The organism is Pseudoalteromonas sp. KG3 (genome assembly GCF_030436385.1).
GTDB classification, from domain to species: domain Bacteria; phylum Pseudomonadota; class Gammaproteobacteria; order Enterobacterales; family Alteromonadaceae; genus Pseudoalteromonas; species Pseudoalteromonas prydzensis.
Genome location: NZ_CP098523.1, coordinates 2,896,104 through 2,919,459, shown reverse-complemented (window position 1 = coordinate 2,919,459; position 23,356 = coordinate 2,896,104). Strand labels below are relative to the sequence as shown.

At 43.1% G+C, this 23,356-nt stretch carries 18 protein-coding genes and 1 tRNA gene; 8 read left to right on the top strand and 11 right to left on the bottom strand.

Annotation, left to right across the window (positions count from 1 at the left end; all coding sequences use genetic code 11):
• Positions 1-66 precede the first annotated feature (66 nt).
• From rpoB to NDQ71_RS13825, 9 genes are all read right to left on the bottom strand, one after another.
• Positions 67-4,092: a DNA-directed RNA polymerase subunit beta gene (rpoB, locus tag NDQ71_RS13865; RefSeq protein ID WP_192542869.1), complete on the bottom strand. Its 4,026-nt coding sequence runs from the start codon at positions 4,090-4,092 to the stop codon at positions 67-69.
• A 271-nt stretch (positions 4,093-4,363) separates the two neighbouring features.
• Positions 4,364-4,726, bottom strand: a complete 363-nt coding sequence (gene rplL, locus NDQ71_RS13860; RefSeq protein ID WP_064668694.1) for a 50S ribosomal protein L7/L12 — start codon at positions 4,724-4,726, stop codon at positions 4,364-4,366.
• 76 nt (positions 4,727-4,802) lie between these two features.
• Entirely contained in the window at positions 4,803-5,297 is a 495-nt protein-coding gene (gene rplJ / locus NDQ71_RS13855; protein ID WP_064668695.1) for a 50S ribosomal protein L10, read from the bottom strand.
• 321 nt (positions 5,298-5,618) lie between these two features.
• Positions 5,619-6,323: a 50S ribosomal protein L1 gene (gene rplA / locus NDQ71_RS13850; protein WP_064668696.1), complete on the bottom strand. Its 705-nt coding sequence runs from the start codon at positions 6,321-6,323 to the stop codon at positions 5,619-5,621.
• Between the two features lie 4 nt (positions 6,324-6,327).
• Positions 6,328-6,756, bottom strand: coding sequence for a 50S ribosomal protein L11 (gene rplK, locus NDQ71_RS13845; RefSeq protein ID WP_008108462.1), 429 nt, complete (start codon positions 6,754-6,756; stop codon positions 6,328-6,330).
• A gap of 215 nt (positions 6,757-6,971) precedes the next feature.
• On the bottom strand, positions 6,972-7,529 hold the full coding sequence (nusG, locus tag NDQ71_RS13840) for a transcription termination/antitermination protein NusG (protein WP_064668697.1): 558 nt from the start codon (positions 7,527-7,529) through the stop codon (positions 6,972-6,974).
• 4 nt (positions 7,530-7,533) lie between these two features.
• Positions 7,534-7,911, bottom strand: a complete 378-nt coding sequence (gene secE / locus NDQ71_RS13835; RefSeq protein ID WP_064668698.1) for a preprotein translocase subunit SecE — start codon at positions 7,909-7,911, stop codon at positions 7,534-7,536.
• A 131-nt stretch (positions 7,912-8,042) separates the two neighbouring features.
• Positions 8,043-8,119: transfer RNA gene (locus NDQ71_RS13830), tRNA-Trp, on the bottom strand.
• A 78-nt stretch (positions 8,120-8,197) separates the two neighbouring features.
• Positions 8,198-9,334, bottom strand: coding sequence for an ISAs1 family transposase (locus tag NDQ71_RS13825; protein ID WP_024602346.1), 1,137 nt, complete (start codon positions 9,332-9,334; stop codon positions 8,198-8,200).
• Between the two features lie 185 nt (positions 9,335-9,519).
• Here NDQ71_RS13825 and NDQ71_RS13820 point away from each other — a divergent pair, with 185 nt between their 5' ends.
• Together NDQ71_RS13820 and NDQ71_RS13815 are read left to right on the top strand one after the other, a co-directional pair.
• Positions 9,520-13,509 carry a two-component regulator propeller domain-containing protein gene (locus tag NDQ71_RS13820; RefSeq protein ID WP_301561749.1) on the top strand — a complete coding sequence of 1,330 codons (3,990 nt, stop codon included), beginning with the start codon at positions 9,520-9,522 and terminating at the stop codon, positions 13,507-13,509.
• Positions 13,510-13,629: 120 nt separating this feature from the next.
• The gene (locus tag NDQ71_RS13815; RefSeq protein WP_192542921.1) at positions 13,630-14,766 is read left to right on the top strand and encodes a CsgG/HfaB family protein; all 1,137 of its coding nucleotides are present in this window, start codon (positions 13,630-13,632) and stop codon (positions 14,764-14,766) included.
• Positions 14,767-14,818: 52 nt separating this feature from the next.
• Here the strand turns inward: NDQ71_RS13815 and NDQ71_RS13810 are convergent, their stop codons facing one another.
• A complete protein-coding gene (locus tag NDQ71_RS13810; RefSeq protein ID WP_192542922.1) occupies positions 14,819-15,319 on the bottom strand; it encodes a hypothetical protein in 501 nt (166 codons plus the stop codon).
• Positions 15,306-16,055 carry a deoxyribose-phosphate aldolase gene (gene deoC, locus NDQ71_RS13805; protein WP_192542923.1) on the bottom strand — a complete coding sequence of 250 codons (750 nt, stop codon included), beginning with the start codon at positions 16,053-16,055 and terminating at the stop codon, positions 15,306-15,308. The genes NDQ71_RS13810 and deoC overlap by 14 nt, the downstream gene beginning before the upstream one ends.
• 280 nt (positions 16,056-16,335) lie before the next feature.
• Here deoC and cysG point away from each other — a divergent pair, with 280 nt between their 5' ends.
• From cysG to cysQ, 6 genes are all read left to right on the top strand, one after another.
• The gene (cysG, locus tag NDQ71_RS13800; protein ID WP_192542924.1) at positions 16,336-17,757 is read left to right on the top strand and encodes a siroheme synthase CysG; all 1,422 of its coding nucleotides are present in this window, start codon (positions 16,336-16,338) and stop codon (positions 17,755-17,757) included.
• 61 nt (positions 17,758-17,818) lie between these two features.
• On the top strand, positions 17,819-18,718 hold the full coding sequence (gene cysD, locus NDQ71_RS13795; RefSeq protein WP_192542925.1) for a sulfate adenylyltransferase subunit CysD: 900 nt from the start codon (positions 17,819-17,821) through the stop codon (positions 18,716-18,718).
• Positions 18,718-20,145: a sulfate adenylyltransferase subunit CysN gene (gene cysN, locus NDQ71_RS13790; RefSeq protein WP_192542926.1), complete on the top strand. Its 1,428-nt coding sequence runs from the start codon at positions 18,718-18,720 to the stop codon at positions 20,143-20,145. The genes cysD and cysN overlap by 1 nt, the downstream gene beginning before the upstream one ends.
• A gap of 30 nt (positions 20,146-20,175) precedes the next feature.
• Entirely contained in the window at positions 20,176-21,900 is a 1,725-nt protein-coding gene (locus NDQ71_RS13785) for an SLC13 family permease (RefSeq protein WP_192542927.1), read from the top strand.
• 37 nt (positions 21,901-21,937) lie between these two features.
• Positions 21,938-22,537, top strand: coding sequence for an adenylyl-sulfate kinase (gene cysC, locus NDQ71_RS13780; RefSeq protein ID WP_192542928.1), 600 nt, complete (start codon positions 21,938-21,940; stop codon positions 22,535-22,537).
• A 3-nt stretch (positions 22,538-22,540) separates the two neighbouring features.
• A complete protein-coding gene (cysQ, locus tag NDQ71_RS13775; protein WP_301561748.1) occupies positions 22,541-23,311 on the top strand; it encodes a 3'(2'),5'-bisphosphate nucleotidase CysQ in 771 nt (256 codons plus the stop codon).
• The last annotated feature ends 45 nt before the right edge of the window (positions 23,312-23,356 follow it).

Sequence of the window (23,356 nt, the reverse complement as noted above, 5' to 3'; positions counted from 1 at the left end):
ATTCTCGTCCCTACATTCTATTCGGCCGTAACAGGTGCTACAGGCTAGCTGTAGCACCTAATTGGCTTAATTTTCTTCCAACTCGATGTTGATACCCAGTGAGCGGATTTCTTTCAACAATACGTTGAACGATTCTGGCATACCTGGTTCCATTTTATGGTTACCATCAACGATGTTTTTATACATCTTAGTACGACCGTTCACGTCATCCGATTTCACTGTTAGCATTTCTTGTAGAGTGTAAGCAGCACCGTAAGCTTCAAGTGCCCATACTTCCATCTCACCGAAACGCTGGCCACCGAACTGTGCTTTACCACCCAGCGGCTGCTGAGTAACAAGGCTGTAAGAACCAGTTGAACGCGCATGCATCTTGTCATCAACTAAGTGATTCAGTTTCAGCATGTACATGTAACCTACAGTTACTTGACGTTCAAACTGATCGCCAGTACGGCCATCATAAAGTGTAACCTGACCACTACGAGGGTAGCCACCTAGCTCAAGCATGTCTTTGATTTCGCTTTCTTTCGCGCCATCAAATGCAGGAGTAGCGATTGGTAAACCACCTTTTAAGTTTTCAGCTAAACGACGGATTTCGTCATCAGAGAAGCTAGCAATATCGACAACCTGACGAGATTCACCGATCTCATAAGCTTGCTTGATGAAGTCACGTAGCTCATGAAGCTCACGTTGTTCTTTCATCATTTCTTCAATACGCTCACCAATACCACGTGCAGCTAGACCCATATGTGTTTCTAGGATCTGACCGATGTTCATCCGTGATGGTACACCCAATGGGTTAAGTACGATATCAACGGTACGACCTTTGTCGTCGTATGGCATATCTTCTACTGGTACGATAGTCGAGATAACACCTTTGTTACCGTGACGACCCGCCATCTTATCACCCGGTTGGATACGACGTTTAACAGCAAGGTATACTTTAACAATCTTAAGTACGCCTGGTGCTAAGTCATCACCTTGAGTAATTTTACGACGTTTGTTTTCAAACTTCTTATCGTATTCAGCTTTAAGCTCATCATACTGGGCTGCTAGTTGCTCAAGTTCAGCTTGCTTGTCTTCTTCAGCAAGGCTTTGAGTAAGTAGTTTCTCAGCATTTAGTGATGCTAATCTGTCTTCGTCTTGACCAGCTGCAATAAGTAACTTGCGAGCACGATCTAACACGCCTGCTTCAAGAATACGGAATTCTTCGTTAAAGTCTTTTTTCGCATCACGAAGTTGCATTTCTTCAACTTCTAGCGCGCGCTTGTCTTTTTCAACACCATCACGGGTGAAAACTTGCACGTCAATTACAGTACCTGTTACAGAGTTTGGTACACGTAATGAGCTGTCTTTAACGTCAGACGCTTTCTCACCAAAAATCGCTCGTAGTAGCTTCTCTTCAGGAGTTAATTGCGTTTCGCCTTTTGGAGTCACTTTACCTACTAGGATATCGCCGCCTTTAACTTCAGCACCAATATAAACAACGCCTGATTCATCAAGCTTGCCTAGTGCAGATTCACCCACATTCGGGATATCTGCTGTGATCTCTTCTGGACCTAACTTAGTATCACGGGCAACACACTGTAGTTCTTGAATGTGGATAGTCGTTAGACGATCTTCTTCAACTACGCGCTCTGATAGTAGGATTGAATCCTCGAAGTTATAACCGTTCCATGGCATGAATGCCACGCGCAGGTTTTGACCAAGGGCTAAGTCACCTAAGTCAGTCGAAGGACCATCTGCTAACACGTCACCACGAGTAACCGGTTCGCCAACCATACAAGTTGGTTTTTGGTTAATACATGTATTTTGGTTAGAACGTGTGTATTTGGTTAAGTTGTAGATGTCGATGCCCGCTTCACCAGGGATGCGCTCTTCTTCATGTACATTAACAACGATGCGACTTGCGTCAGCATACATTACTTCACCACCACGTTTTGCAACAATCGTTACACCAGAATCTTTCGCTAGTGTTAACTCAATACCAGTACCTACTAACGGCTTATCCGCTTTCAATGTTGGTACTGCTTGACGTTGCATGTTTGAACCCATCAATGCACGGTTAGCATCATCGTGTTCTAGGAACGGGATAAGTGCGGCCGCTACAGAGATCACCTGTTGTGGTGATACATCCATATATTGCTGGTCCATGCGACCCATAAAGGTTGATTCACCTTTGTGACGACATGGAATTAATTCATCAACAAATTCATTGTTTTCAGTTAAGTTTGAGTTCGCCTGTGCGATAACAAACTGACCTTCTTCAATGGCTGATAAGTAATCAACTTCATCAGTTACAACACCGTCTACCACTTTACGGTAAGGTGTTTCTAAGAAACCGTAGTCATTGGTACGTGCGTACGTAGACAATGAGTTAATTAGACCGATGTTTGGACCCTCAGGAGTCTCGATTGGACATACGCGACCATAGTGAGTTACGTGAACGTCACGTACTTCAAAGCCAGCGCGCTCACGAGTTAGACCGCCCGGACCTAATGCAGAAATACGACGCTTATGCGTTACTTCTGATAGCGGGTTATTTTGGTCCATAAACTGTGATAACTGAGACGAGCCGAAGAACTCTTTAACCGCTGCCGAAATCGGCTTAGCGTTAATAAGATCTTGTGGCATGATCGCATCTAGGTCACCTAAGCTTAAACGCTCACGTACAGCACGTTCTACACGCACTAAACCTACACGGAATTGGTTCTCAGCCATTTCGCCAACACTACGAATACGACGGTTGCCTAAGTGGTCGATATCATCAACATCGCCTTGACCGTTACGAATAGAAATTAATACTTTCATAACAGACACGATGTCTTCTTTGCTTAATGTGCCTGGGCCTGTGTCAGTATCATAACCAACACGGCTATTGAACTTCATACGACCTACAGTAGATAAGTCATAACGTTCTTCAGAGAAGAACAAGTTCTCAAATAAGGCTTCAGCCGCGTCTTTCGTCGGTGGCTCGCCTGGGCGCATCATGCGATAAATTTCTACTAGTGCTTCTAGGCGGTTAGTGCTTGAATCGATACGTAAGGTATCAGAAATATATGCACCGCTGTCCACTTCATTGATATATAGAGTATCAATTTTAGTGTGACCTGCTTTAACCAATTCAGCCATTAACTCTAGAGTTAATTCATCATTCGCGTTTGCAATCACTTCACCCGTTGACTCATCAACGTAGTTTTGTGCAATTACACGACCAATGATGTACTCATGTGGTACTTCTAAATGGCTAATGCCTTTTTTCTCAATGCTCTTGATATGACGCGCAGTTACACGACGGCCAGATTCAACGAACACTTCACCGTCTTCACTTTTAATATCAAAGGCAGCGGTTTCACCACGTAAACGTGATGGCACAAGTTCCATAAGAACTTTACCGTCAGTTACTTCAAACGCAGTAGTTTCGAAGAAGATATTTAAGATCTCTTCTGTCGTGTACTCAAGTGCACGCAACATGATAGACGCCGGTAATTTACGACGACGGTCAATACGTACATATAAGTTATCTTTTGCATCAAACTCAAAATCTAACCATGAACCACGGTATGGGATAACACGTGCGTTATACAGCACTTTACCTGATGAGTGAGTTTTACCGCGGTCGTTATCAAAGAATACACCAGGGCTACGGTGTAGCTGAGAAACGATAACACGCTCTGTACCATTGATTACAAAAGTACCGGTATCGGTCATGAGCGGAATTTCGCCCATGTAAACTTCTTGCTCTTTAATGTCTTTAACTGTGCCTGGCGCTTCTTTGTCCATCACAACAAGGCGTAGTTTTACGCGAAGTGGAGCAGAATAAGTCACACCGCGAATTTGACATTCTTTTACATCGAAAACTGGCTCACCAATACGATAACTTACGTATTGAAGCTCAGAATTTCCCGAGTAGCTTTTGATTGGAAACACAGAACGGAAGGCAGCTTCCAAACCATGATCGCCATCAGCGTCCGGCACTAAGAATTTTTTAAACGATTCTAACTGCGTTGACAGTAAGAAAGGTATATCCAAAACTTGTGGACGTTTACCAAAATCCTTACGGATACGTTTCTTTTCAGAATAAGAGTAAGCCATGGGGTTCCTCAGCTTGCTGATCTTTGACCCGACCTGTTCTTGTAAGAACAGACTTAACTGGCATCTAAGCCAAGATTGTACAACATTTAATTGTTGTTCTAATAGACTCTCACTTTAACACTAGCAAACTATAAAGCGTTGAAAGTAAAGAGAAAATCAGATTTTATTTGCGCGATAGGAATACATCGCTCTATAGCGCAAAAAGGCCGGTGATTATATAATCACCAGCCCTTGCCTGATTTCTCAGACAGCGAACTTAGCAAAAGCTAAATTACTTAACCTCAACTTCAGCACCAGCTTCAGTAAGGTCTTTAGCAAGCGCTTCAGCTTCTTCTTTAGATACACCTTCTTTAACAGGTGTAGGAGCAGCTTCAACAAGAGCTTTCGCTTCTTTAAGGCCTAGGCCAGTTGCGCTACGAACAGCTTTGATTGCCGCAACTTTATTAGCGCCAGCGCCAGTAAGAATTACGTCAAATTCTGTTTTCTCTTCAGCAGCTTCAGCAGCAGGACCTGCTACCATAGCAGCTGCAGCAGTTACGCCGAATTTTTCTTCCATTGCTTCAACAAGAGCAACAACGTCCATTACTGACATTTCAGCAATTGCGTCAAGGATTTGGTCTTTAGTTACAGACATTACAAATTTCCTAATAATTAACGGACTCTAGGTCCAAAAAAATTTTACACCGAAAGATTGATTAAACAGCTTAAAATTAAGCAGCTTGCTCAGCTTTCTGTACACGTACTGCTTCAATTGTTTTACACAATTTGCCAGCAGACGCTTCTTTCATAGCGCTCATTAAGCGTGCAACAGCTTCGTCGTATGTAGGTAGAGTTGCAAGCATGCCTGCGTCTACTACATTGCCTTCAAAAGCGGCCGTTTTAAGCTCAAATTTCTCGTTCTTTTTTGCAAAAGCAGAAAAGATACGCGCAGCAGCACCTGGGTGCTCTGATGAGAAAGCGATTAAGCTTGGACCAACAAATGAATCAGAAAGGCACTCAAACTGTGTTCCTTCAAGAGCACGTTTTGCTAAAGTGTTACGGACAACTTTCATCCAAACACCCGCTTCGCGAGCTTCTTTACGAAGGGCAGTAATTGCACCAACTGTTACACCACGAGAATCTGCAACAACTGCAGATAGAGCACCATTGGCTGCTTCGTTGACTTCAGCAACAATTGCTTTTTTGCCTTGAAGATTTAAAGCCATGGGTGTTACTCCTGGTTTAATGGGTTACCGTTTATCGGTTTCCCTGTTCTACTCTTCCCTATCAAACAAGATAGAGATGCTTTTTACGGCGAGAGCCAGAAGATTAGGAAAAATCTATCTGGGGATTCACACCGTCTACGTAGGTGAATATTAAGGCCGAAGCCACCTACGGTCTTGGACGGAAGCCCAATTTATCGCGTTGCCCTAAGGCGCTTCGAAATTATGGACTTCAACCCGAATTCTTTACTTTGCGATTAATTAAATTAATCAGCAAAATGGCGCAAAATTATAGTACAAATTTCACGCCATGTAAACACTCAATTAAACAACAGCAGTTGTTAAAGTGCTTTGGTCAACAGAAACACCTGCGCCCATTGTTGTAGAGATGGTTACTTTCTTAACGTAAACACCTTTTGCTTGTGAAGGCTTAGCCTTCTTAAGCGCAACAATTAGCGACTCAAGGTTTTGTTGAAGTTGCTCAGCTGTGAAATCAACCTTACCAATAGTAGTATGGATGATACCATTTTTGTCATTGCGGTAGCGCACTTGACCAGCTTTAGCATTTTTAACTGCTTCTGCAACGTTAGGTGTTACAGTACCAGTTTTAGGGTTTGGCATTAGACCACGTGGGCCTAAGATTTGACCTAGTTGACCAACAACACGCATAGCGTCTGGTGATGCAACAACAACGTCAAAGTTCATCTCGCCTTTCTTAACTAGTTCAGCAAGATCTTCCATACCTACTAATTCAGCACCGGCTTCTTTCGCAGCTTCTGCGTTAGCGCCTTGTGTGAATACAGCAACGCGAACGTCACGACCAGTACCGTTTGGTAATACAGTTGCACCACGAACGTTTTGGTCAGATTTACGAGCATCGATACCAAGGTTAACAGCAACGTCAACACTTTCTACGAATTTAGCTGTCGCTAACTCTTTTAAAAGAGCAACTGCTTCATTGATTTCGTAATCTTTAGTCGCTTCCACTTTTTCGCGGATAGTACGCATACGTTTAGTTAATTTAGCCATTATCTTAGTCCTCTACGTTCAAGCCCATCGCACGCGCAGAACCTGCGATAGTGCGAACCGCAGCTTCTAAATCAGAAGCTGTAAGGTCAGGTTTTTTAGTCTCAACGATTTCTTCAAGTTGAGCACGTGTTACTGTGCCTACTTTTTCAGTGTTAGGACGGCCTGAACCAGATTTGATACCTGCAGCTTTCTTTAGTAAGTAAGCAGCCGGTGGCGTTTTCATGTCGAACGTAAATGAACGGTCGCCGTAAACAGAGATCACTACAGGAACTGGAGCGCCTTTTTCGATAGATTCTGTACGTGCGTTGAACGCTTTACAGAATTCCATGATGTTTACACCGTGTTGACCTAGTGCTGGACCTACTGGAGGACTAGGGTTAGCCATACCAGCAGCAACTTGTAGCTTGATTAGAGCTTCAACTTTCTTAGCCATTATAAATACCTCATTAGGTGGGTCTTAGCCTTGTGCGCGCGAGGACGCGTACTCTAACGGCTTCCCAGTTTAAAAATTGGTTTCTCACTTTTTGTAAGCAAATCAAGAAACTCTTGTTCTGAATACAAAAAGGCCGCTGATTATAAGTTAATCAGCGGCCTTTTTCAAGCTTTATACCAAACATTAAAACATTTGGCATAAACCATTTAATTTAATTAGCGATCTTGCTCAACTTGACCGAATTCAAGGTCAACTGGTGTTGAACGACCAAAGATAAGTACCGACACTTTTACGCGGCTCTTCTCATAGTCAACTGCTTCAACCACACCACTAAAGTCAGCAAATGGGCCATCAACAACACGTACCACTTCGCCTGGCTCAAATAATGTAGCAGGTTTAGGTGCTTCAGCGTTTTCTTGTAAACGGTTAAGAATACGGTCTGCTTCTTTAGAACTGATTGGTGCTGGGCGGTCAGATGTACCACCGATAAAGCCCATAACACGTGCCGTGCTATTCACTAAGTGCCAGCTAGCATCGTTCATATCCATTTGGATTAATACATAACCTGGAAAGAACTTACGCTCAGATTTACGCTTTTGACCTGCGCGCATCTCAACCACTTCTTCAGTAGGTACTAATACTTCACCAAAACTATCTTCCAAACCTTCGATCTTGATATGCTCAAGAATAGTTTGTGCAACACGCTTCTCATAACCTGAGAAAGCCTGTACTACGTACCAACGTAGTTTCTTTTCGTTGTTCTCATCCGACATGGGATCAGATCTCCAATCCAGTTAAAAAGCCTACTGCGCGGAATAATATGCCATCTAATCCCCAAAGGATAAGTGCCATAATCGCAGTTGCAACCATTACAATAAATGTCGTATGGGTAGTTTCTTGGCGCGTAGGCCACACTACTTTACGTACTTCTATGCGTGCTTCTTTTGCAAAAGCAAGAAAGGTACGCCCTTTTTCTGTTGTAGCCGCAATGCCTAAACCAGCAGCAACCGCAACAACAACACCAATAGCACGTAATAACACAGACTGGTCTGCGTACATATAGTTACCAACTACTGCGCCTGCAAGTAGCGCAATTGCCACAAGCCACTTTACTGAATCCATCGCACTTGATGGCGTTTCTACATTCGTGCTCATAATATTATTACCTTAACTACAGACACAACAACCCTACACTATGGCAGGGTTAATCCATTAAAATCCAAACTTAAAAACAGACTTATTTAAACCGATTTTTAACCCTAGACTTTACCCACTAACAGGAAAATTGGCAGGGGCGGAGAGACTCGAACTCCCAACCATCGGTTTTGGAGACCGCTGTTCTACCAATTGGAACTACGCCCCTGCAAAGTGGATGCCTATTATACTTACGCAATTCATTAACACAAGTGTAAAAGATACCCATAAGTCAAAATCTCCACGGCTAGCGCATTTTAATCCCAGATTCTAACAGGGTTGAGCGATAATCATCGTCTAGCCCTGCCATTTTCTTTTTTCTCGCCATACTGGCTGTTTTAGTTGTATCTTGTTTAAATAACGCCATGGCTATTTTTCTCATTACGTTAAAAACAAGGGGTCCTTGCTTCTTACGGATTCTTGATTCATCTTCCCTAAAGTTCATATCCAACATCCAATGCATACTTTCAACCTGCCAGTGGCTTCGTACCGCATTAAGTGCTTGCTCCGCACCTAACGCTAACGAACTAATATACCAACGCGTTTCTATCGTGTCTGTACCTGATGATTTATCGTGAACCTCAGCGGTTACTTGAATAACACTCTTTAAGCCAGACCATTGGTAGATTTTATCTAACCAGCTTTTATCAATAAGCAATTGCTGACAAACCCTTGTTTCAATGCGCCCATGCCCTGAGCTTATTTCGGTATGTTTATCATAGTTGCTATTGGTCAATCCTTCGCGCTCACTCTTGTGCCACCAAGCTTCTAATTCACTCTGCATACCTGAATGGTTACCTTTGAGCGCTAGGATATAATCAGCTTTTTGTTTAATTATTTGTTTCGCTATTTCTTGCTGGCAGCCCATAGCATCAAGTGTAATGATGCTATTTTCAATATCTAGCATGGTGAGTAACTCAGGTATGGCTGTGATTTCATTTGTTTTGCTATCAACGGCTGTTTGCCCTAAAACTAACTGGTGTTGGCAGCTCCATGCACTGACGGTATGTAAAGCACTTTTTCTATCTTTGGTTGTAAATGAACGACGTGCAGTTTTTCCATCCATAGCAATAATATCAGCACCCGTGGTTTCAATAAGTGAAGATATCCAAGATTGAAATGCATGCTCTATTTCATCTGATTTTAACCGACAAATGACACGGGCTATGGTGTCGTGTCTTGGAATACCCGCGTTGAAAGCGCCATATCTTTTTAACCAATCAAGTTTTAGATGCCCAAAGTCTTCAATATCCTCCCATCCTTGTGCACCGGAGATTACTGCACTAATGGCTAAAAGGAGAATATCGATAAGCTCATGCTTTTTACAGCGTTCAATGCGAGGATCGGTAATTGAATTAAAGTGTTTCAGAAAAGTAGCGCTCATATTTTACGTGACCAAGGTGATTATTATGCCTTGATCTGATCACTACATATTCTATAAGTTCAATTTATAATGATCTTGCCGTGTCAAAATCTCATCACTAGATTGAAAAATCCACCTTAACATTGATTAAAAAGCAGTTTATGATTGTTTCAATTCAAGGGATTTTACTCTGCGCTAGGAAGCCCGTGCGAACAATAAAAACAACTATCTATACCACCATTATTGGTTTTTTATGGCTATTTCATAACAGCACACTGGCACTGTCTTTACATTTAGATACCTTCTCTAATGAACAGGGTTTAACACAAAATTCTGTCACGTGTAGTATCACCGATCGCCAAGGTTTTCATTGGTTCGCTACTCAAGGTGGGCTCAACCGTTTTGATGGCTATGAATTTAAGCGCTTTAAGTCACAGTCAAGCCAGCCAAGCCTATCGAGTAATTGGCTCACCGACTGTGTTACCACTGACAATAATCTGCTGTGGTTTTCTACCGCGACACAAGGGCTAAACGCCCTAAATACAGAAAACGGCACATTCACTCATTTTAATCGTAACAGCCCATTAGCGATTAAAGATAATCGCATTTGGTCAATGCTTGCTGATCAACATAATAATTTATGGTTAGGCCATGAAGATGGTCACTTAACTCGCCTCAATGTAGCGAAGCATGAAGCTGCCTATTTTACCTACTCACCAAACACCCAAGGTAGTATTATTTTTCAGGATATGGTGATTGATGCTAAGCAAAACTTATGGCTGGCCAGTAATGATGGATTAATAAAATTTGATACAAAAACAGCTAAATTTAGCCATTTTTCAGCAAGCAAAAAGCAACTATGGCGCCTAAAACTCACGCCACAAGGACAGCTACTGATTGCCAGCAAAACAGGGCTTAGTGTTTTTGATTTAGAAACTGAGCAGTTTAATGATATAAAACAATTAGATGGTATATGGATAAGCGATATTTTAATCGATAATAACGAGCATCTTTGGCTTAGCAGCTACGGCCAAGGCTTATATTATAATCCCAACTATCAAACAACGTTGACAAGCTTTAGGCAATTTAAACACCTTCCACAGCAACGCCATGGACTTGTTAATGATTACTTACTGTCTTTATATCAAGACCAGCAAGGCATTCTGTGGATAGGCACCGATGGTTATGGATTACAACGCTACGATATGCGCCAAAATCAATTTAATCATCAACAACACAGCGATGACCCTAACAGTATTAGCCATGATTTTATCCGAGCCTTACTTAAAGATTCGCAAGGGCAATTATGGGTCGGTACTCGCAACGGGCTAAATAGACAAACTACAGACGGCTTTGTGCGCTATCACGTCGATACCAGCAACCTCACCAACAACAATATATTCAGCCTTCATGAAGATAGCCAGCAGCGTATTTGGATTGGCACTTATGGTGGCGGTTTATTGCGTTATAACCGCGAAAGCGATGACTTTACATCATTCACAGTGCAAAGCCACCAGCTCAGCAGTAATAACATTTATGCGATCAGCAGCGATCAAAACGGCAACTTATGGTTGGGCAGCAATCAAGGTTTAAGCCTGTTTAACCCAGATAGCTTGACCGTTAAGCATTTTAAGCACTCGCAACAACACAATAGTATATCGAACAACACCGTATTTAGCCTCGTTTACGATAACCTCGCTGATGCAATTTGGGCTGGCACTCGAGTTGGCTTAAATAAACTCACCCTCGAGAACAATGAATTTAGCCATTATCAAGCCGATCAAACAGACCCCAATAGCTTAACTCATAACATGGTTACCGCCCTACACCTGCAAGATGACAATACACTGTGGGTGGGGACTTTTGGAGGCTTAAATAAACTGAATAAAACAACGGCAGAGATAACTCGGATCACCGAGCACGATGGCCTGCTAAACGATAATATTTTTGCCATTAAACAGGACGCCAAAGGTTACCTGTGGCTGGCAAGCAACCAAGGTTTAACACGTTATCAGCCCAGCTCTCAAAATATGCAGCATTTTTTACCCCGTGATGGTGTGCAACATAATTCATTTATTCTCGGCGCGGCTTATCAAGCGCAAAACGGTGAACTATTTTTTGGCGGGATCAACGGCTTTAATCAATTTGATCCGCTTAAGCTACAGCTGGCAACTGCAACTCCTGAGCCCGTGCTAACCGAATTACTAATTAATAATCAAGCGATAGCCACCGCCCCATACACTGAGCACGGGGCTCAAGCCGCGAAATTTATTAGCTATGTACAAACACTCACCTTTAACCAAGGTGTTGGCGTGATCGGCTTTAAGTTCTCAGCCTTACATAGCCCGTCGGCTCCTCAACAATATCAATATGCATACAAGCTCGCTGGTTTCGATAAGCAATTTCTATATACCAACGCACAACAACGACAAATAAACTACCCGCAACTGCCCGCAGGCGACTATCAGCTGCAATTAAAAGTAAAAGATCAGTATGGCCAATGGAGTAATGCTAAAGCTATGCTCGATTTTACTGTGGTGCCGCCGTGGTGGCAAAGTCGCCTTGCCTATGCCGGTTATGCTCTTCTCACTGGCGTTATTATTTGGCTTATTGCGGCCTCACTATACCGCGCCAAGCTGGCCGAACAAACAAGCCATCAAGCCCGTGAACTGAATCGCTTAAAGAGTCAGTTTTTAGATAATATTAGCCATGAATTAAAAACGCCCCTGAGTTTAATACTCGCGCCACTTGAAAGCTTGCAGCTAAACCATAAAGATCAGGCAAGTCAAAAACAATTATCGATGATCAAACGCAATAGCCTACGTTTGCTGACCTTAATAAATCAACTATTACAACTAAGCCAACGCCCTAGCTGCGCTATACATTACGTTTCGCCCTATCCTTTAGTCCCATTTATAGAGCAGCTGATTGCTGACTTCACGGTGCTGTTTGAACAAAAAGGTATTCGCGTAACAATGACAGATCTCAGCCAAGGCTCCTGCTGCATAGCCCTTGAGCCAGAGCATGCCACGTCAATTATTACCAACTTAGTGAGCAATGCCCTCAAATATACCCACTCAGGCGGTCAAGTTGATATCAGCGTATCAGTGCATAATGACATGGCTCATATCGCGGTAGCTGACACTGGCATTGGCATCGAAAAACACCAACAAGGCATTATTTTTGAACGCTTTACGCGTGTTGCAGCACAAAATCAAAACGGCAGTGGAATTGGCCTTGCTTTAGTTAAACAATTGCTAGAGCAATACCGCGGGCAGATTTCACTAACAAGTGAAGTAGGTAAAGGCAGTTGTTTTACTGTATCTCTGCCTTTGACTGAAGCAGAGCATGGCGCAACCTCGCTCACAGCACCAGTAAATGAAGCAACCCCCCCCAGCAATTCGCAAAAACTACTAATTGTTGAAGATAACCACGAAATGCGCGAACTACTGCTGAATTTGTTTGCCACTGAGTACCACTGCTTAAGTGCCATTAACGGCGAACAAGGCTTAGCCATCTGCCAAACAGAAATGCCAGATCTAGTGATCAGCGATGTGATGATGCCGTGCATGGATGGTTACCAATTACTTAATGCGCTACGCACAAATAACGTTACCAGCCATATACCGGTGTTATTATTGTCAGCAAAAGCCGATACACAAAGCAGGCTAAAAGGCCTTGATTTACTAGCAGACGATTTTTTAAGTAAACCATTTGAGCCACAATTACTGCTCAGTAGAGTACAAGGGTTACTGAGTATTCGTGCCGTCCTTAATCGGCACTTAGCAAAGCAGCTGGCAGCTAATACACCGCCGCTGGTACTCGATCCGCAGCTTACACAAAGTAAAGATTACCAATTTACCGAGCGCCTGAAAAACATCATCCATGATAACTACCACAACGAAGCGTTTAGTATTGAAGAATTCGCCGCTGGGTTATATTTAAGCCCACGTGCCTTACAACTGAAAATGAAAGCACTCTACAATTTAACTCCCAGTGATTATATTCGTAATACTCGTTTAGAGTATGCTGAAAAGTTACTTAGCGACAGCGATCTGAGCATAGGTTTAATTGCTGAAAAAGTCGGCTTTAGCTCACAAAGTTACTTTGCTCGCTGCTTTAAGGCAAAGCATAACGTTTCGCCTAAGCAGTTTCGGGAAAATACCAACCTGAATGCAAAAACTTCGTCTGTGTGACCAAAGTGTTCGCCTCAGTACTATTTTTAACCTTATGATTTCTTTAAATTAACTTTAAAACAATTTGTAGAATAAAAACCTTCACTGTTTCTATTTGGCACATTAATTAAGGAAAATCATATGCTCACAACAACTAAAAAAATACTGTTGGCAACCCTCGTTGCTAGCAGTCTTAGCGCTTGCCAAAGTACCTCGACCAAGGTCACCTCAAACCAAGATTCACCAAACATTAATGAAGTTGCTCAACAACAATACAATGGTCCAAAAGCGCGTATTGCCGTGGCACGCTTTACCGATAAATCGAATGACTCTCATTGGTGGCGAAAAGAAATAGGTGAAGGCATGGCCGACCAACTCACCACCGCCTTGGTAGGTACCAATCGTTTTATTGTACTTGAACGCCAAGCGCTAGATGCGGTGTTATCTGAGCAAGATCTTGCGGCTTCAGGTCGTGTTAGTGCTGCATCAGGGGCAGCTTACGGTGAAATTGAAGGCGCCGAAATCGTGGTGGTAGCAGCGGTAACTGAATTTGATGACGACAGCTCAGGTGCCAGTGTTGGTACTGGCGGTTTTATCGGTGATGTGTTTAGCTCAGTATCGGCAGGTTTTTCCGGCTCGCATATGGCGATTGATTTACGCCTTATCGATACTCGCACCTCACGTATTTTAGCAGCCACCAGCATCGAAGGAGGCAGCAAAGATTTTGATTTTACCAGTGCGGCAACCAATTTTGGTGGTGCATTGGTCGGTGGTAATTTAAGTGGCTGGTCAAACACCCCGAAAGAAAAAGCGCTGCGCGAAGTGATAATCAAAGCCGTTGAGTTTTTACAAACTAAAGTCCCTACCACTTACTATCGCTATAACAGTAATAATACCTTAGCACCTGGATACAAAGCACCACCGCCGCTTACTACCACGGCTGCCAAGTCAAAAGCCGTTGCCCCAGTAGCAAAAATCGATGTTCCTTCGCATAGAATGCCGCATTATGAAAAGATGGATTTAGCCATGTCGCGCATGAATCTAGTTTGTTTAGGTTATTTAAAAAACCAACCCGATTATGAAGAATTTGAAACTGAAGATGTTAAGTACGATCGTCAAACAGTTATCGCACTGCGCGAGTACCAACAAGAGAAACAATTAAAAGTGACAGGACTTGCCGACGAAGCAACCAAAAAGTCACTCGATGCAAGCCAATGCATTGCTAAAACCAATAAGTCAGGGCTTGAGAGCTTAGGTAATATATTTAAAATTAACTAGCTCAGGTTAATTAGCAGCCAGTTAATTGCTGGCTGCTATCCCATCCAAATACTTAGAACAGCCGTAACAGCTCACCCTGATAAAAATCACAAAGCAGCCAAATCTGTTGAAAAGGATGGCTAAGCGGTATCGTTATATTCTGTAACTCAGCCTCAAAATCCGCTTTATGCCAAATAGTACTGGCGTTACGAATAAGCAGCCATGTTTGCTCTGATTGATAATGCTTTTTTCCTTTTTGTGCTAATAATCGCTGCAGTGCACAGTGCAGCCGCTGCTCACTTGGTTGCATTGCCATATCAGCAAGATCTCGTTGCATACCGATAGATAATGGCCTGCCGAGCACCGCCATCGCTTCTGTTTCGCTGGCATATAAATGCGCTATTTCAATATCGAGCTTCTGCTCATTACGATAACAACTAATATCCGGTTTACTCGGCTGATTATGCCAAATATGGCGCATTGGAATACCAAAGCGCTGTTCGTAGCAACGCAAGAACAACTTGCCGGCATCATGCTCAAGTTGTAATTTTTCTTGTTCACTATGACGCGTCATTCAGTACCGCATATACATCAGCTAACAGGCTTGATGCACCAAATCTAAATGTTGACGGATTTAAATAGCTTTCTCCCATAATATCAGTCGCTAGCTGTAAGTAATTACTTGCATCTACAACCGTTTTTACGCCACCGGCAGCTTTAAAACCCACTACACGTTGCGATTTTTTAATCGTACTTAACATTACTTCGGTTGCTTCAAGGGTGGCATTGATAGCAACTTTGCCGGTGCTGGTTTTAACAAAGTCAGCACCACCGGCAATTGCTATTTCTGTCGCCAAGGTTATCAACTGCGCTGTTTTTAACTCGCCAGATTCTATTATTACTTTTAATTGTACGTGTTCAGGACAACACTCTTTACTGGCACGCACATATTCCAGCGCCGTGGCTTGATCCCCCGCGATTAATGCCTGATACGGTAACACCAAATCAATTTCATCTGCGCCGCGTTCTATGGCAATTAATGTTTCATTAATTACCTCGCTTAGCTCACTATTGCCTGAGGGAAAGTTAGTTACCGTCGCCACTTTTACATGACTCAACTCACGCGCAGCTAAAGCAAGCTTGGCGTCATCAACAAACTCACTGTAAATACACACTGCTGCTGGAGTACCTAAATTAGCTTTAATACTAGCGACTAATTCTTGAGTGGTTGCAGCTGTGTCATCTGTATTTAAACTGGTTAAATCCATTAATTGCACGGCCAATGCCGCATCGCCTAATTGCGTTGTCATAAACCCACCTGTATTCGTCCTTATTGTTTGCTTATAGTAACAAAAATAGTAAATCTCGCTATAGCTAATAACCAAACACTCTAAGCTAAAAATAGACTCACCATACTACTTGCAACTCGTCGCAATCACCTGTTAACTAAGGCTTAAGCCAAACCGAGCAACCATATATAACTTTTGGTTATATCAACTGGGTTTTAATTATTTTTTACTTCGCTTGCGGCGCTATATTCTGCGTTTCTGAAAGCATTTATGCTGCGATTCATCTCAAGGGGTTTACCAAATGCAATATTTACCTATCTTTACCAAGCTCGACAACAAACCAGTATTGGTTGTTGGCGGTGGAGATGTGGCATTAAGAAAGTGCCGTGCATTTTTAAAAGCCCGCGCTGCTGTTACTTTAGTTGCTCCTGATTTTTGTGATGAACTTGTTGAGCTTGGCAATAATAATGAAGTGACACTCGTTGAAGCATACTTTAATGAACATCATCTTGACGGCATGATGCTGGTTATTGCCGCTACGGATCTTGAAGACGTCAACGCACAGGTATATGAACAGGCTAATGCGCGTAACATTTTTGTAAACGTGGTGGATGACCAGCCTAAATGCAGCTTTATTTTTCCTTCAATTGTTGACCGTGATCCGATCACCATTGCGATTTCTAGTGCTGGCACTGCACCAGTATTAGCAAGGCGCTTACGCGAGAAGTTAGAAACGCTTATTCCACAACACATCGGCCCGCTTGCTAGTTTAGTTGGCAGCTTTCGCGATAAAGTAAAACAGCGTCTCACGAGTTTTGCTGATCGCCGTCAATTTTGGGAAACCGTGTTTGATTCATCGGTCGTTAGTAAAGTACAAACTGGCGATACCAGCGCAGCTGCTGAGCAACTTGAACAATTACTCGATGCTAAACCTGAACCTGAAGGCGAAGTGTATGTGATTGGTGCAGGTCCTGGTGATCCTGAGTTGTTAACGCTAAAAGCACTGCAATTAATGCAACAAGCTGATGTGGTGGTATACGACTATTTAGTCTCTGATGAAATTATGGAACTAGTGCGCCGCGATGCTGATTTAATTTGTGTGGGTAAACGCTTAGGCGATCACAGTGTCGCCCAACAAGACACTAATCAAATGCTAGTTGACCTTGCCAAGCAAGGTAAAAAAGTCTGCCGCATTAAAGGTGGCGACCCGTTTATTTATGGCCGTGGCGGTGAAGAAGTTCAAGTATTAGCGCAAAACCAAGTGAGCTATCAAATAGTCCCTGGTATTACCGCCGCAGCCGGTTGTAGTGCCTATGCGGGTATTCCGCTTACTCATCGTGATCATGCCCAAGCCATACAGTTTGTTACCGGTCACTGTAAAAAAGATGGCCAAGAACTTGATTGGCAATCGCTAGCTAAACCAAACCAAACTTTAGCTATTTATATGGGGGTGATCAAATCACCGCATATTCAAGCACAGTTGTTAAAACATGGCCGCGATGCAGATACCCCAGTGGCTATTATTGAAAACGGTACTCGCAAAAATCAACGCGTAGTGACCGGTAAATTAGGTGAACTGGCCGACTTAATTGAGCGCCACAGCATTATTTCACCGGCATTATTAATTATTGGTGAAGTTGCGTCATTACATGAGCAACTTCATTGGTTTGGCGAAAAAGCCCAAACCAGCAGCTTTGCACAGCCGCTTACTGGCGTGGCATAAGCATTAACCGATTTAAATTTTTTAGATTTTAACTTTAATCATTTTAGTAGGACGACTAACAATGGCTTTAACTCACCTTCAGCAATTAGAAGCTGAAAGTATCAAAATCATGCGCGAAGTTGCTGCTGAGTTTGAGAACCCAGTTATGCTTTACTCTATCGGTAAAGATTCATCGGTACTTTTACATTTAGCGCGTAAAGCGTTTTACCCAGGTAAAATTCCATTTCCATTGCTTCACGTTGATACCAACTGGAAGTTTAAAGAAATGATCGAATTTCGTGATCGCCTAGCCAAAGAGTATGGCTTTGACTTGCTCGTCCACAAAAATCCTGAAGGCTTAGCGATTGATATCAGCCCATTTACCCATGGCTCGGGTAAGCATACCGATATCATGAAAACCCAAGGCTTAAAACAAGCACTTGATAAATATGGTTTTGATGCTGCTTTTGGTGGCGCACGTCGTGACGAAGAAAAATCACGCGCGAAAGAACGTGTTTATTCGTTCCGTGATAAACACCACAGATGGGATCCAAAAAACCAACGTCCTGAACTTTGGAATACCTATAACAGCCAAGTTAACCCTGGCGAAAGCATTCGTGTATTCCCGCTTTCTAACTGGACTGAACTTGATATTTGGCAATATATCTATCAAGAAAACATCGACATGGTTCCGCTTTACTTAGCTAAAGAGCGCCCTGTTGTAGAGCGTGACGGTACTTTGATCATGGTTGACGATGAGCGGATGCCGCTTTTTGAGGGCGAAGTGCCAATGATGAAGTCAGTACGTTTTCGTACCTTAGGCTGCTACCCACTTACCGGTGCGGTGGAATCAACAGCCAGCACACTGACTGAGATTATCGAAGAAATGCTGCTATCGACGTCATCAGAGCGTGAAGGTCGGGTAATTGACCACGATTCAGCAGGTTCAATGGAGAAGAAAAAACGTGAGGGCTATTTCTAATGTCTACCAATACTAGCGACACAATGAACGAAGTAAGAGCAATTGGCATCGATGCTTACCTTGCTCGTCAACAAGACAAAAGCCTATTACGTATGCTGACCTGTGGTAGCGTGGATGACGGTAAATCAACCCTGATTGGCCGCCTACTGCACGACAGTCACCAAATTTATGAAGATCAGTTAGCTGCACTGCACAAAGATAACGAAAAAGTAGGTAACGCTGGCGAAGAGCTCGATTTAGCCCTATTGGTTGACGGCTTACAAGCGGAGCGTGAGCAAGGTATCACCATTGATGTTGCGTACCGTTATTTTTCAACCGCGAAACGTAAATTTATTATCGCTGATACGCCAGGGCATGAGCAATACACACGTAACATGGTAACCGGTGCATCGACCAGCGATGTAGCAATTATTCTTGTTGATGCCCGCTACGGCGTGCAAGTACAAACTAAGCGTCACAGCTTTATTTGTGATTCATTAGGCATTAAACAGTTTGTTGTTGCGGTGAATAAAATGGATATCGTTGATTTTGACGAAACCGTTTATGAAAAAATCAAAGCCGATTATTTAAAGTTTGCTGAGCAACTTAACGTAGCTAACATTAAGTTTGTACCTATGTCTGCGCTAAAAGGCGACAACGTAGTAACACGCTCTGAGCACACACCGTATTACACAGATAAACCATTGCTGGAGTTATTAGAAGACTCACCAGCGGCTGAAACAGATACCAGCTTTGAAGCGCGTTTTCCTGTGCAATATGTCGTACGCCCTAACCTAAACTTCCGTGGTTTCCAAGGTACTTTAACCTCAGGTAAGTTACGTGTAGGCGATGCAATTAAAGTATTACCATCAGGTAAAACCTCAAGCATTAAAGAGATTGTCACCTTCGACGGTAATCTAGACACAGCCGAAGCTGGCCAAGCAATTACCTTAACCCTTAATACTGAAATTGATATTAGCCGAGGGGACGTTATTGTTCCTGCTGATTCAACGGCGACGGTTACTAACCAAGTACAAGCGAAGCTTGTGTGGATGCACGAAGCGCCACTGGTACTAGGTAAAAGCTATAACTTTAAGCTAGGCAGTAAAAATACTTCGGCTATGGTGAAGAAGATTGATCACACCATTGACGTGAATACTCTTGAACATGGCAGCGCAGATAGCCTGCAGTTAAACGAAATCGCGATTGTTACCCTAGAATTGACCGAAACTATTTTGGCCGATGCTTATCACAACAATCACGAAACCGGTGCGTTTATCTTAATCGACCGTCTGTCTAACTTAACCGTTGCGGCAGGTATGATTGAGAATGTACTTGCTAAGCAAGAACAAACTGGTAACTTTAGTGAGTTTGAAGTTGAATTTAATACCTTAGTACGCAAGCACTTCCCACATTGGCAAGCGCTTGATATTACTAAGCTTAAATAATCAACATTGCCTGTTAAGGACGTATAAAGCATGTATCAACAGCTGGTATTAACAGGCATTATGCTAACTTTAGTCGGGTGCCTTTTTGGCACGCGGCTAAAGCCAGCATGGCTTTTTGTTGGCGCAATTGGCATTGCTTATCTTGGTGGCTTAATAGACCTTGAAGATATGCTGATCAACTACGCCAACCCATCGCTTATAACAGTGGTGTTATTAGTGTTGGTTTCTATCGCGGTTGAAAAAACCACGTTAGTACAAAAGCTTGCCCAATCATTATCAAAAGGAAGTTTAACCAGCTCTGTGACTAAGCTGGGGCTTTCGACTGCCTTTTTATCTTCATTTACCAATAATACCGCGGTTGTCGCATCCCTAATCACCGCAATTAAAGACAGCCCGACTCATTCCCCCTCTAAGCTACTATTACCGCTTTCATACACCGCAATTTTAGGCGGCACAATTACCTTAATTGGTACATCTACTAATTTAATCGTCAATGGCTTTGCCGTTGATGCTGGCATGGCACCGCTAGGTTTTTTCGACTTTACCCTAGTCGGTTTAGGCGCATTAAGTGTGGGCCTGATCACTATTTTAGTGATGCTGAAATACTTGCCCGATAACGGCAAAAACGACCAAGAAGTGGTGCCCTTCTACCTTGAAGGTAAAGTCGAGCCTGGTTCAAAACTGATTGGTAAGAGTGTTGAAGAAAACGGCTTACGGGAATTAAAAGACCTATTCCTCGCTGAGATTTTACGTGACGATAAGCGTATTTGTGCTGTTACCCCACAACAAGTTATTAAATCGGGTGACGTATTATTGTTTGTTGGCGATATCAAATCAGTGCCGCTACTGACCCGTTTTGACGGTTTGAAAATTGTCCACGACAACCATGCAAAAGACGTTGAACACCTCGTTGAAGTGGTAGTGAGCCAATCGTCAAAATTTATTGGCAAAACCGTCAAAGAAATTCGTTTTCGTGAACAGTTTCATGCTGCTGTTATTGCCATTCGTCGCGGCCACGACCGCTTACAAGGTGGCTTAGGTAAAGTACAATTACAGGCTGGCGATTCATTGATCCTTGCCCCAGGTAAAGACTTTTACAACTTACCAAACTTAAAGCGCGAATTTGTGTATATCTCAGGGCTTGATTTACAAACCCATTTAGCACCGAAACAATCAAACTTAGTGCTAGTAGGTTTTGCAGGCGTGTTAGCGTTAAGCATTTTTGGCATTGTGCCTTTAGTTAAAGGTTTGCTGGTCTTGTTGATTGGCTTAATGCTTACAGGCACGATTAAGCTCAGCGAAGTAAAACGCCGCTTTCCGATTGAGTTACTCGCAGTCGTGGGCAGTGCAATAGGGCTTGCTAAACTAATGATAGGCACCGGCCTTGCGGGGCAAATATCTGACGCGATGTTTTATGTATTGGGCGACTTTGGCCCATACGGAGCGTTTATCGCCATATTTGTGATGACAGTGATATTTACAGAGCTTATCACCAACAATGCAGCCGCAGCGCTATCATTCCCTGTCGCCTATGCATTAGCAATTGGTTTTAATGTTGAGCCACTGCCGTTTATTATGGCAGTCGCATTTGGTGCATCAGCAAGTTTTATTTCACCGTTTGGTTATCAAACCAACCTGATGGTGTACAGCGCTGGCAACTATCGCTTAAAAGATTATGTATTAATGGGCTTACCGCTTTCTATTATTTATTCAATAACGGTATTAACCCTTATTCCGCTGGTGTTTCCGTTTTAATCCAGCGCTACTTAGTATTTGATAAGAGAGTTTTACAATGGATGAGAACATTGTTTGGCATAACTATGCCATTACTAAAGCACAACGTAGCGAACACAAAAGCCATAAACCGGCTATCTTATGGTTCACTGGTTTTTCCGGCTCAGGTAAAAGTACCGTAGCCAACGCATTAGAAAGCGCACTAAACCAGCAAGGTATTCATACTTACCTGCTTGATGGCGACAACGTACGCCATGGCTTATGTAAAGATTTAGGTTTTAGCGACGAAGATCGCATCGAAAATATCCGCCGCGTTGGTGAAACCGCCAAACTAATGGTCGATGCTGGATTATTGGTACTCACCGCATTTATTTCCCCATTTCGCGCTGAACGCGATATGGTAAGAAACTTAGTCGATGACGGTGAATTTATCGAAGTGTTTTTAGACACACCACTGGACGTATGCGAAAGCCGCGATCCAAAAGGCTTATACAAAAAAGCCCGCGCAGGTGAAATAAAACACTTCACAGGTATTGATTCAGACTACCAAATACCAAATTCACCGGAAATAATTTTAGATACCAGCAAAAACACCCTAGACCAATCGGTGCAAGAGCTGATAGCGTATCTAAAACAACAGCAAATTATTAAAGGTTAAGTCATGAACCAAACGGAACTGCTCGAAGAAATACTGATCCTCGCCCGCCAAGCTGGCAGCGCTATTATGGGGATTTACGAAAAGGATTTTAACGTTGAGTACAAAGCTGATGAAAGCCCAGTAACCGACGCCGATCTAGCAGCTCATAAAGTGATTGCCAATGGCCTAGCCCACTTAACCCCAGACATCCCAGTACTCAGTGAAGAAAGTGCCGATATCAGCTGGGATATCCGCCAAACGTGGACCCGCTATTGGCTGGTTGACCCTATCGACGGCACGAAAGAATTTATTAAAAAGAACGGTGAGTTTACCGTTAACATCGCCTTGATTGAAAACGGCAAACCTATCTTAGCGGTAGTAGATGCGCCTGCGCTAGGCGTGTCTTATCTCGCAGCTGAGGCCATCGGCGCATTTAAAGACCATGGTGATGAGCGCATTGAACTTAAAGTCACCACCAAGCCTAACAAAGGGTTAATTCGTGTTGTCGGCAGCCGCTCGCATCCATCCCCTGATCTAGCCGAGTTTGTAAAACGCTTTGACGAGGTGGAAATGGTCTCAAAAGGCAGTTCACTAAAACTATGTTTAGTCGCCGAAGGCAGCGCCGATATTTACCCACGCCTAGGCCCAACCTGTGAATGGGACACCGGCGCTGGCCACGCGATAGCCGAAATCGCCGGTGCAAAAGTCACTAAACTCGACGGCAGCCCGCTGTTATACAACACCAAAGATGAATATTTGAATCCGTATTTTGTGGTGAGTGTGATAGAAGAATAAGAGCTTTCAGCTGTAAGCTATCAGCCGTCAGATTAAGAGCAGATC

Bases quoted from the DNA above. Each gene is read 5' to 3' on its own strand.
- nusG (WP_064668697.1), bottom strand. From the start codon at position 7,529: ATGTCGGATGAGAACAACGAAAAGAAACTACGTTGGTACGTAGTACAG.
- rpoB (WP_192542869.1), bottom strand. From the start codon at position 4,092: ATGGCTTACTCTTATTCTGAAAAGAAACGTATCCGTAAGGATTTTGGT.
- rplL (WP_064668694.1), bottom strand. From the start codon at position 4,726: ATGTCTGTAACTAAAGACCAAATCCTTGACGCAATTGCTGAAATGTCA.
- NDQ71_RS13815 (WP_192542921.1), top strand. From the start codon at position 13,630: ATGCTCACAACAACTAAAAAAATACTGTTGGCAACCCTCGTTGCTAGC.
- NDQ71_RS13785 (WP_192542927.1), top strand. From the start codon at position 20,176: ATGTATCAACAGCTGGTATTAACAGGCATTATGCTAACTTTAGTCGGG.
- cysN (WP_192542926.1), top strand. From the start codon at position 18,718: ATGTCTACCAATACTAGCGACACAATGAACGAAGTAAGAGCAATTGGC.
- deoC (WP_192542923.1), bottom strand. From the start codon at position 16,055: ATGACAACGCAATTAGGCGATGCGGCATTGGCCGTGCAATTAATGGAT.
- rplA (WP_064668696.1), bottom strand. From the start codon at position 6,323: ATGGCTAAATTAACTAAACGTATGCGTACTATCCGCGAAAAAGTGGAA.
- rplJ (WP_064668695.1), bottom strand. From the start codon at position 5,297: ATGGCTTTAAATCTTCAAGGCAAAAAAGCAATTGTTGCTGAAGTCAAC.
- cysQ (WP_301561748.1), top strand. From the start codon at position 22,541: ATGAACCAAACGGAACTGCTCGAAGAAATACTGATCCTCGCCCGCCAA.
- secE (WP_064668698.1), bottom strand. From the start codon at position 7,911: ATGAGCACGAATGTAGAAACGCCATCAAGTGCGATGGATTCAGTAAAG.
- rplK (WP_008108462.1), bottom strand. From the start codon at position 6,756: ATGGCTAAGAAAGTTGAAGCTCTAATCAAGCTACAAGTTGCTGCTGGT.
- cysD (WP_192542925.1), top strand. From the start codon at position 17,819: ATGGCTTTAACTCACCTTCAGCAATTAGAAGCTGAAAGTATCAAAATC.
- cysG (WP_192542924.1), top strand. From the start codon at position 16,336: ATGCAATATTTACCTATCTTTACCAAGCTCGACAACAAACCAGTATTG.
- NDQ71_RS13825 (WP_024602346.1), bottom strand. From the start codon at position 9,334: ATGAGCGCTACTTTTCTGAAACACTTTAATTCAATTACCGATCCTCGC.
- NDQ71_RS13810 (WP_192542922.1), bottom strand. From the start codon at position 15,319: ATGACGCGTCATAGTGAACAAGAAAAATTACAACTTGAGCATGATGCC.
- cysC (WP_192542928.1), top strand. From the start codon at position 21,938: ATGGATGAGAACATTGTTTGGCATAACTATGCCATTACTAAAGCACAA.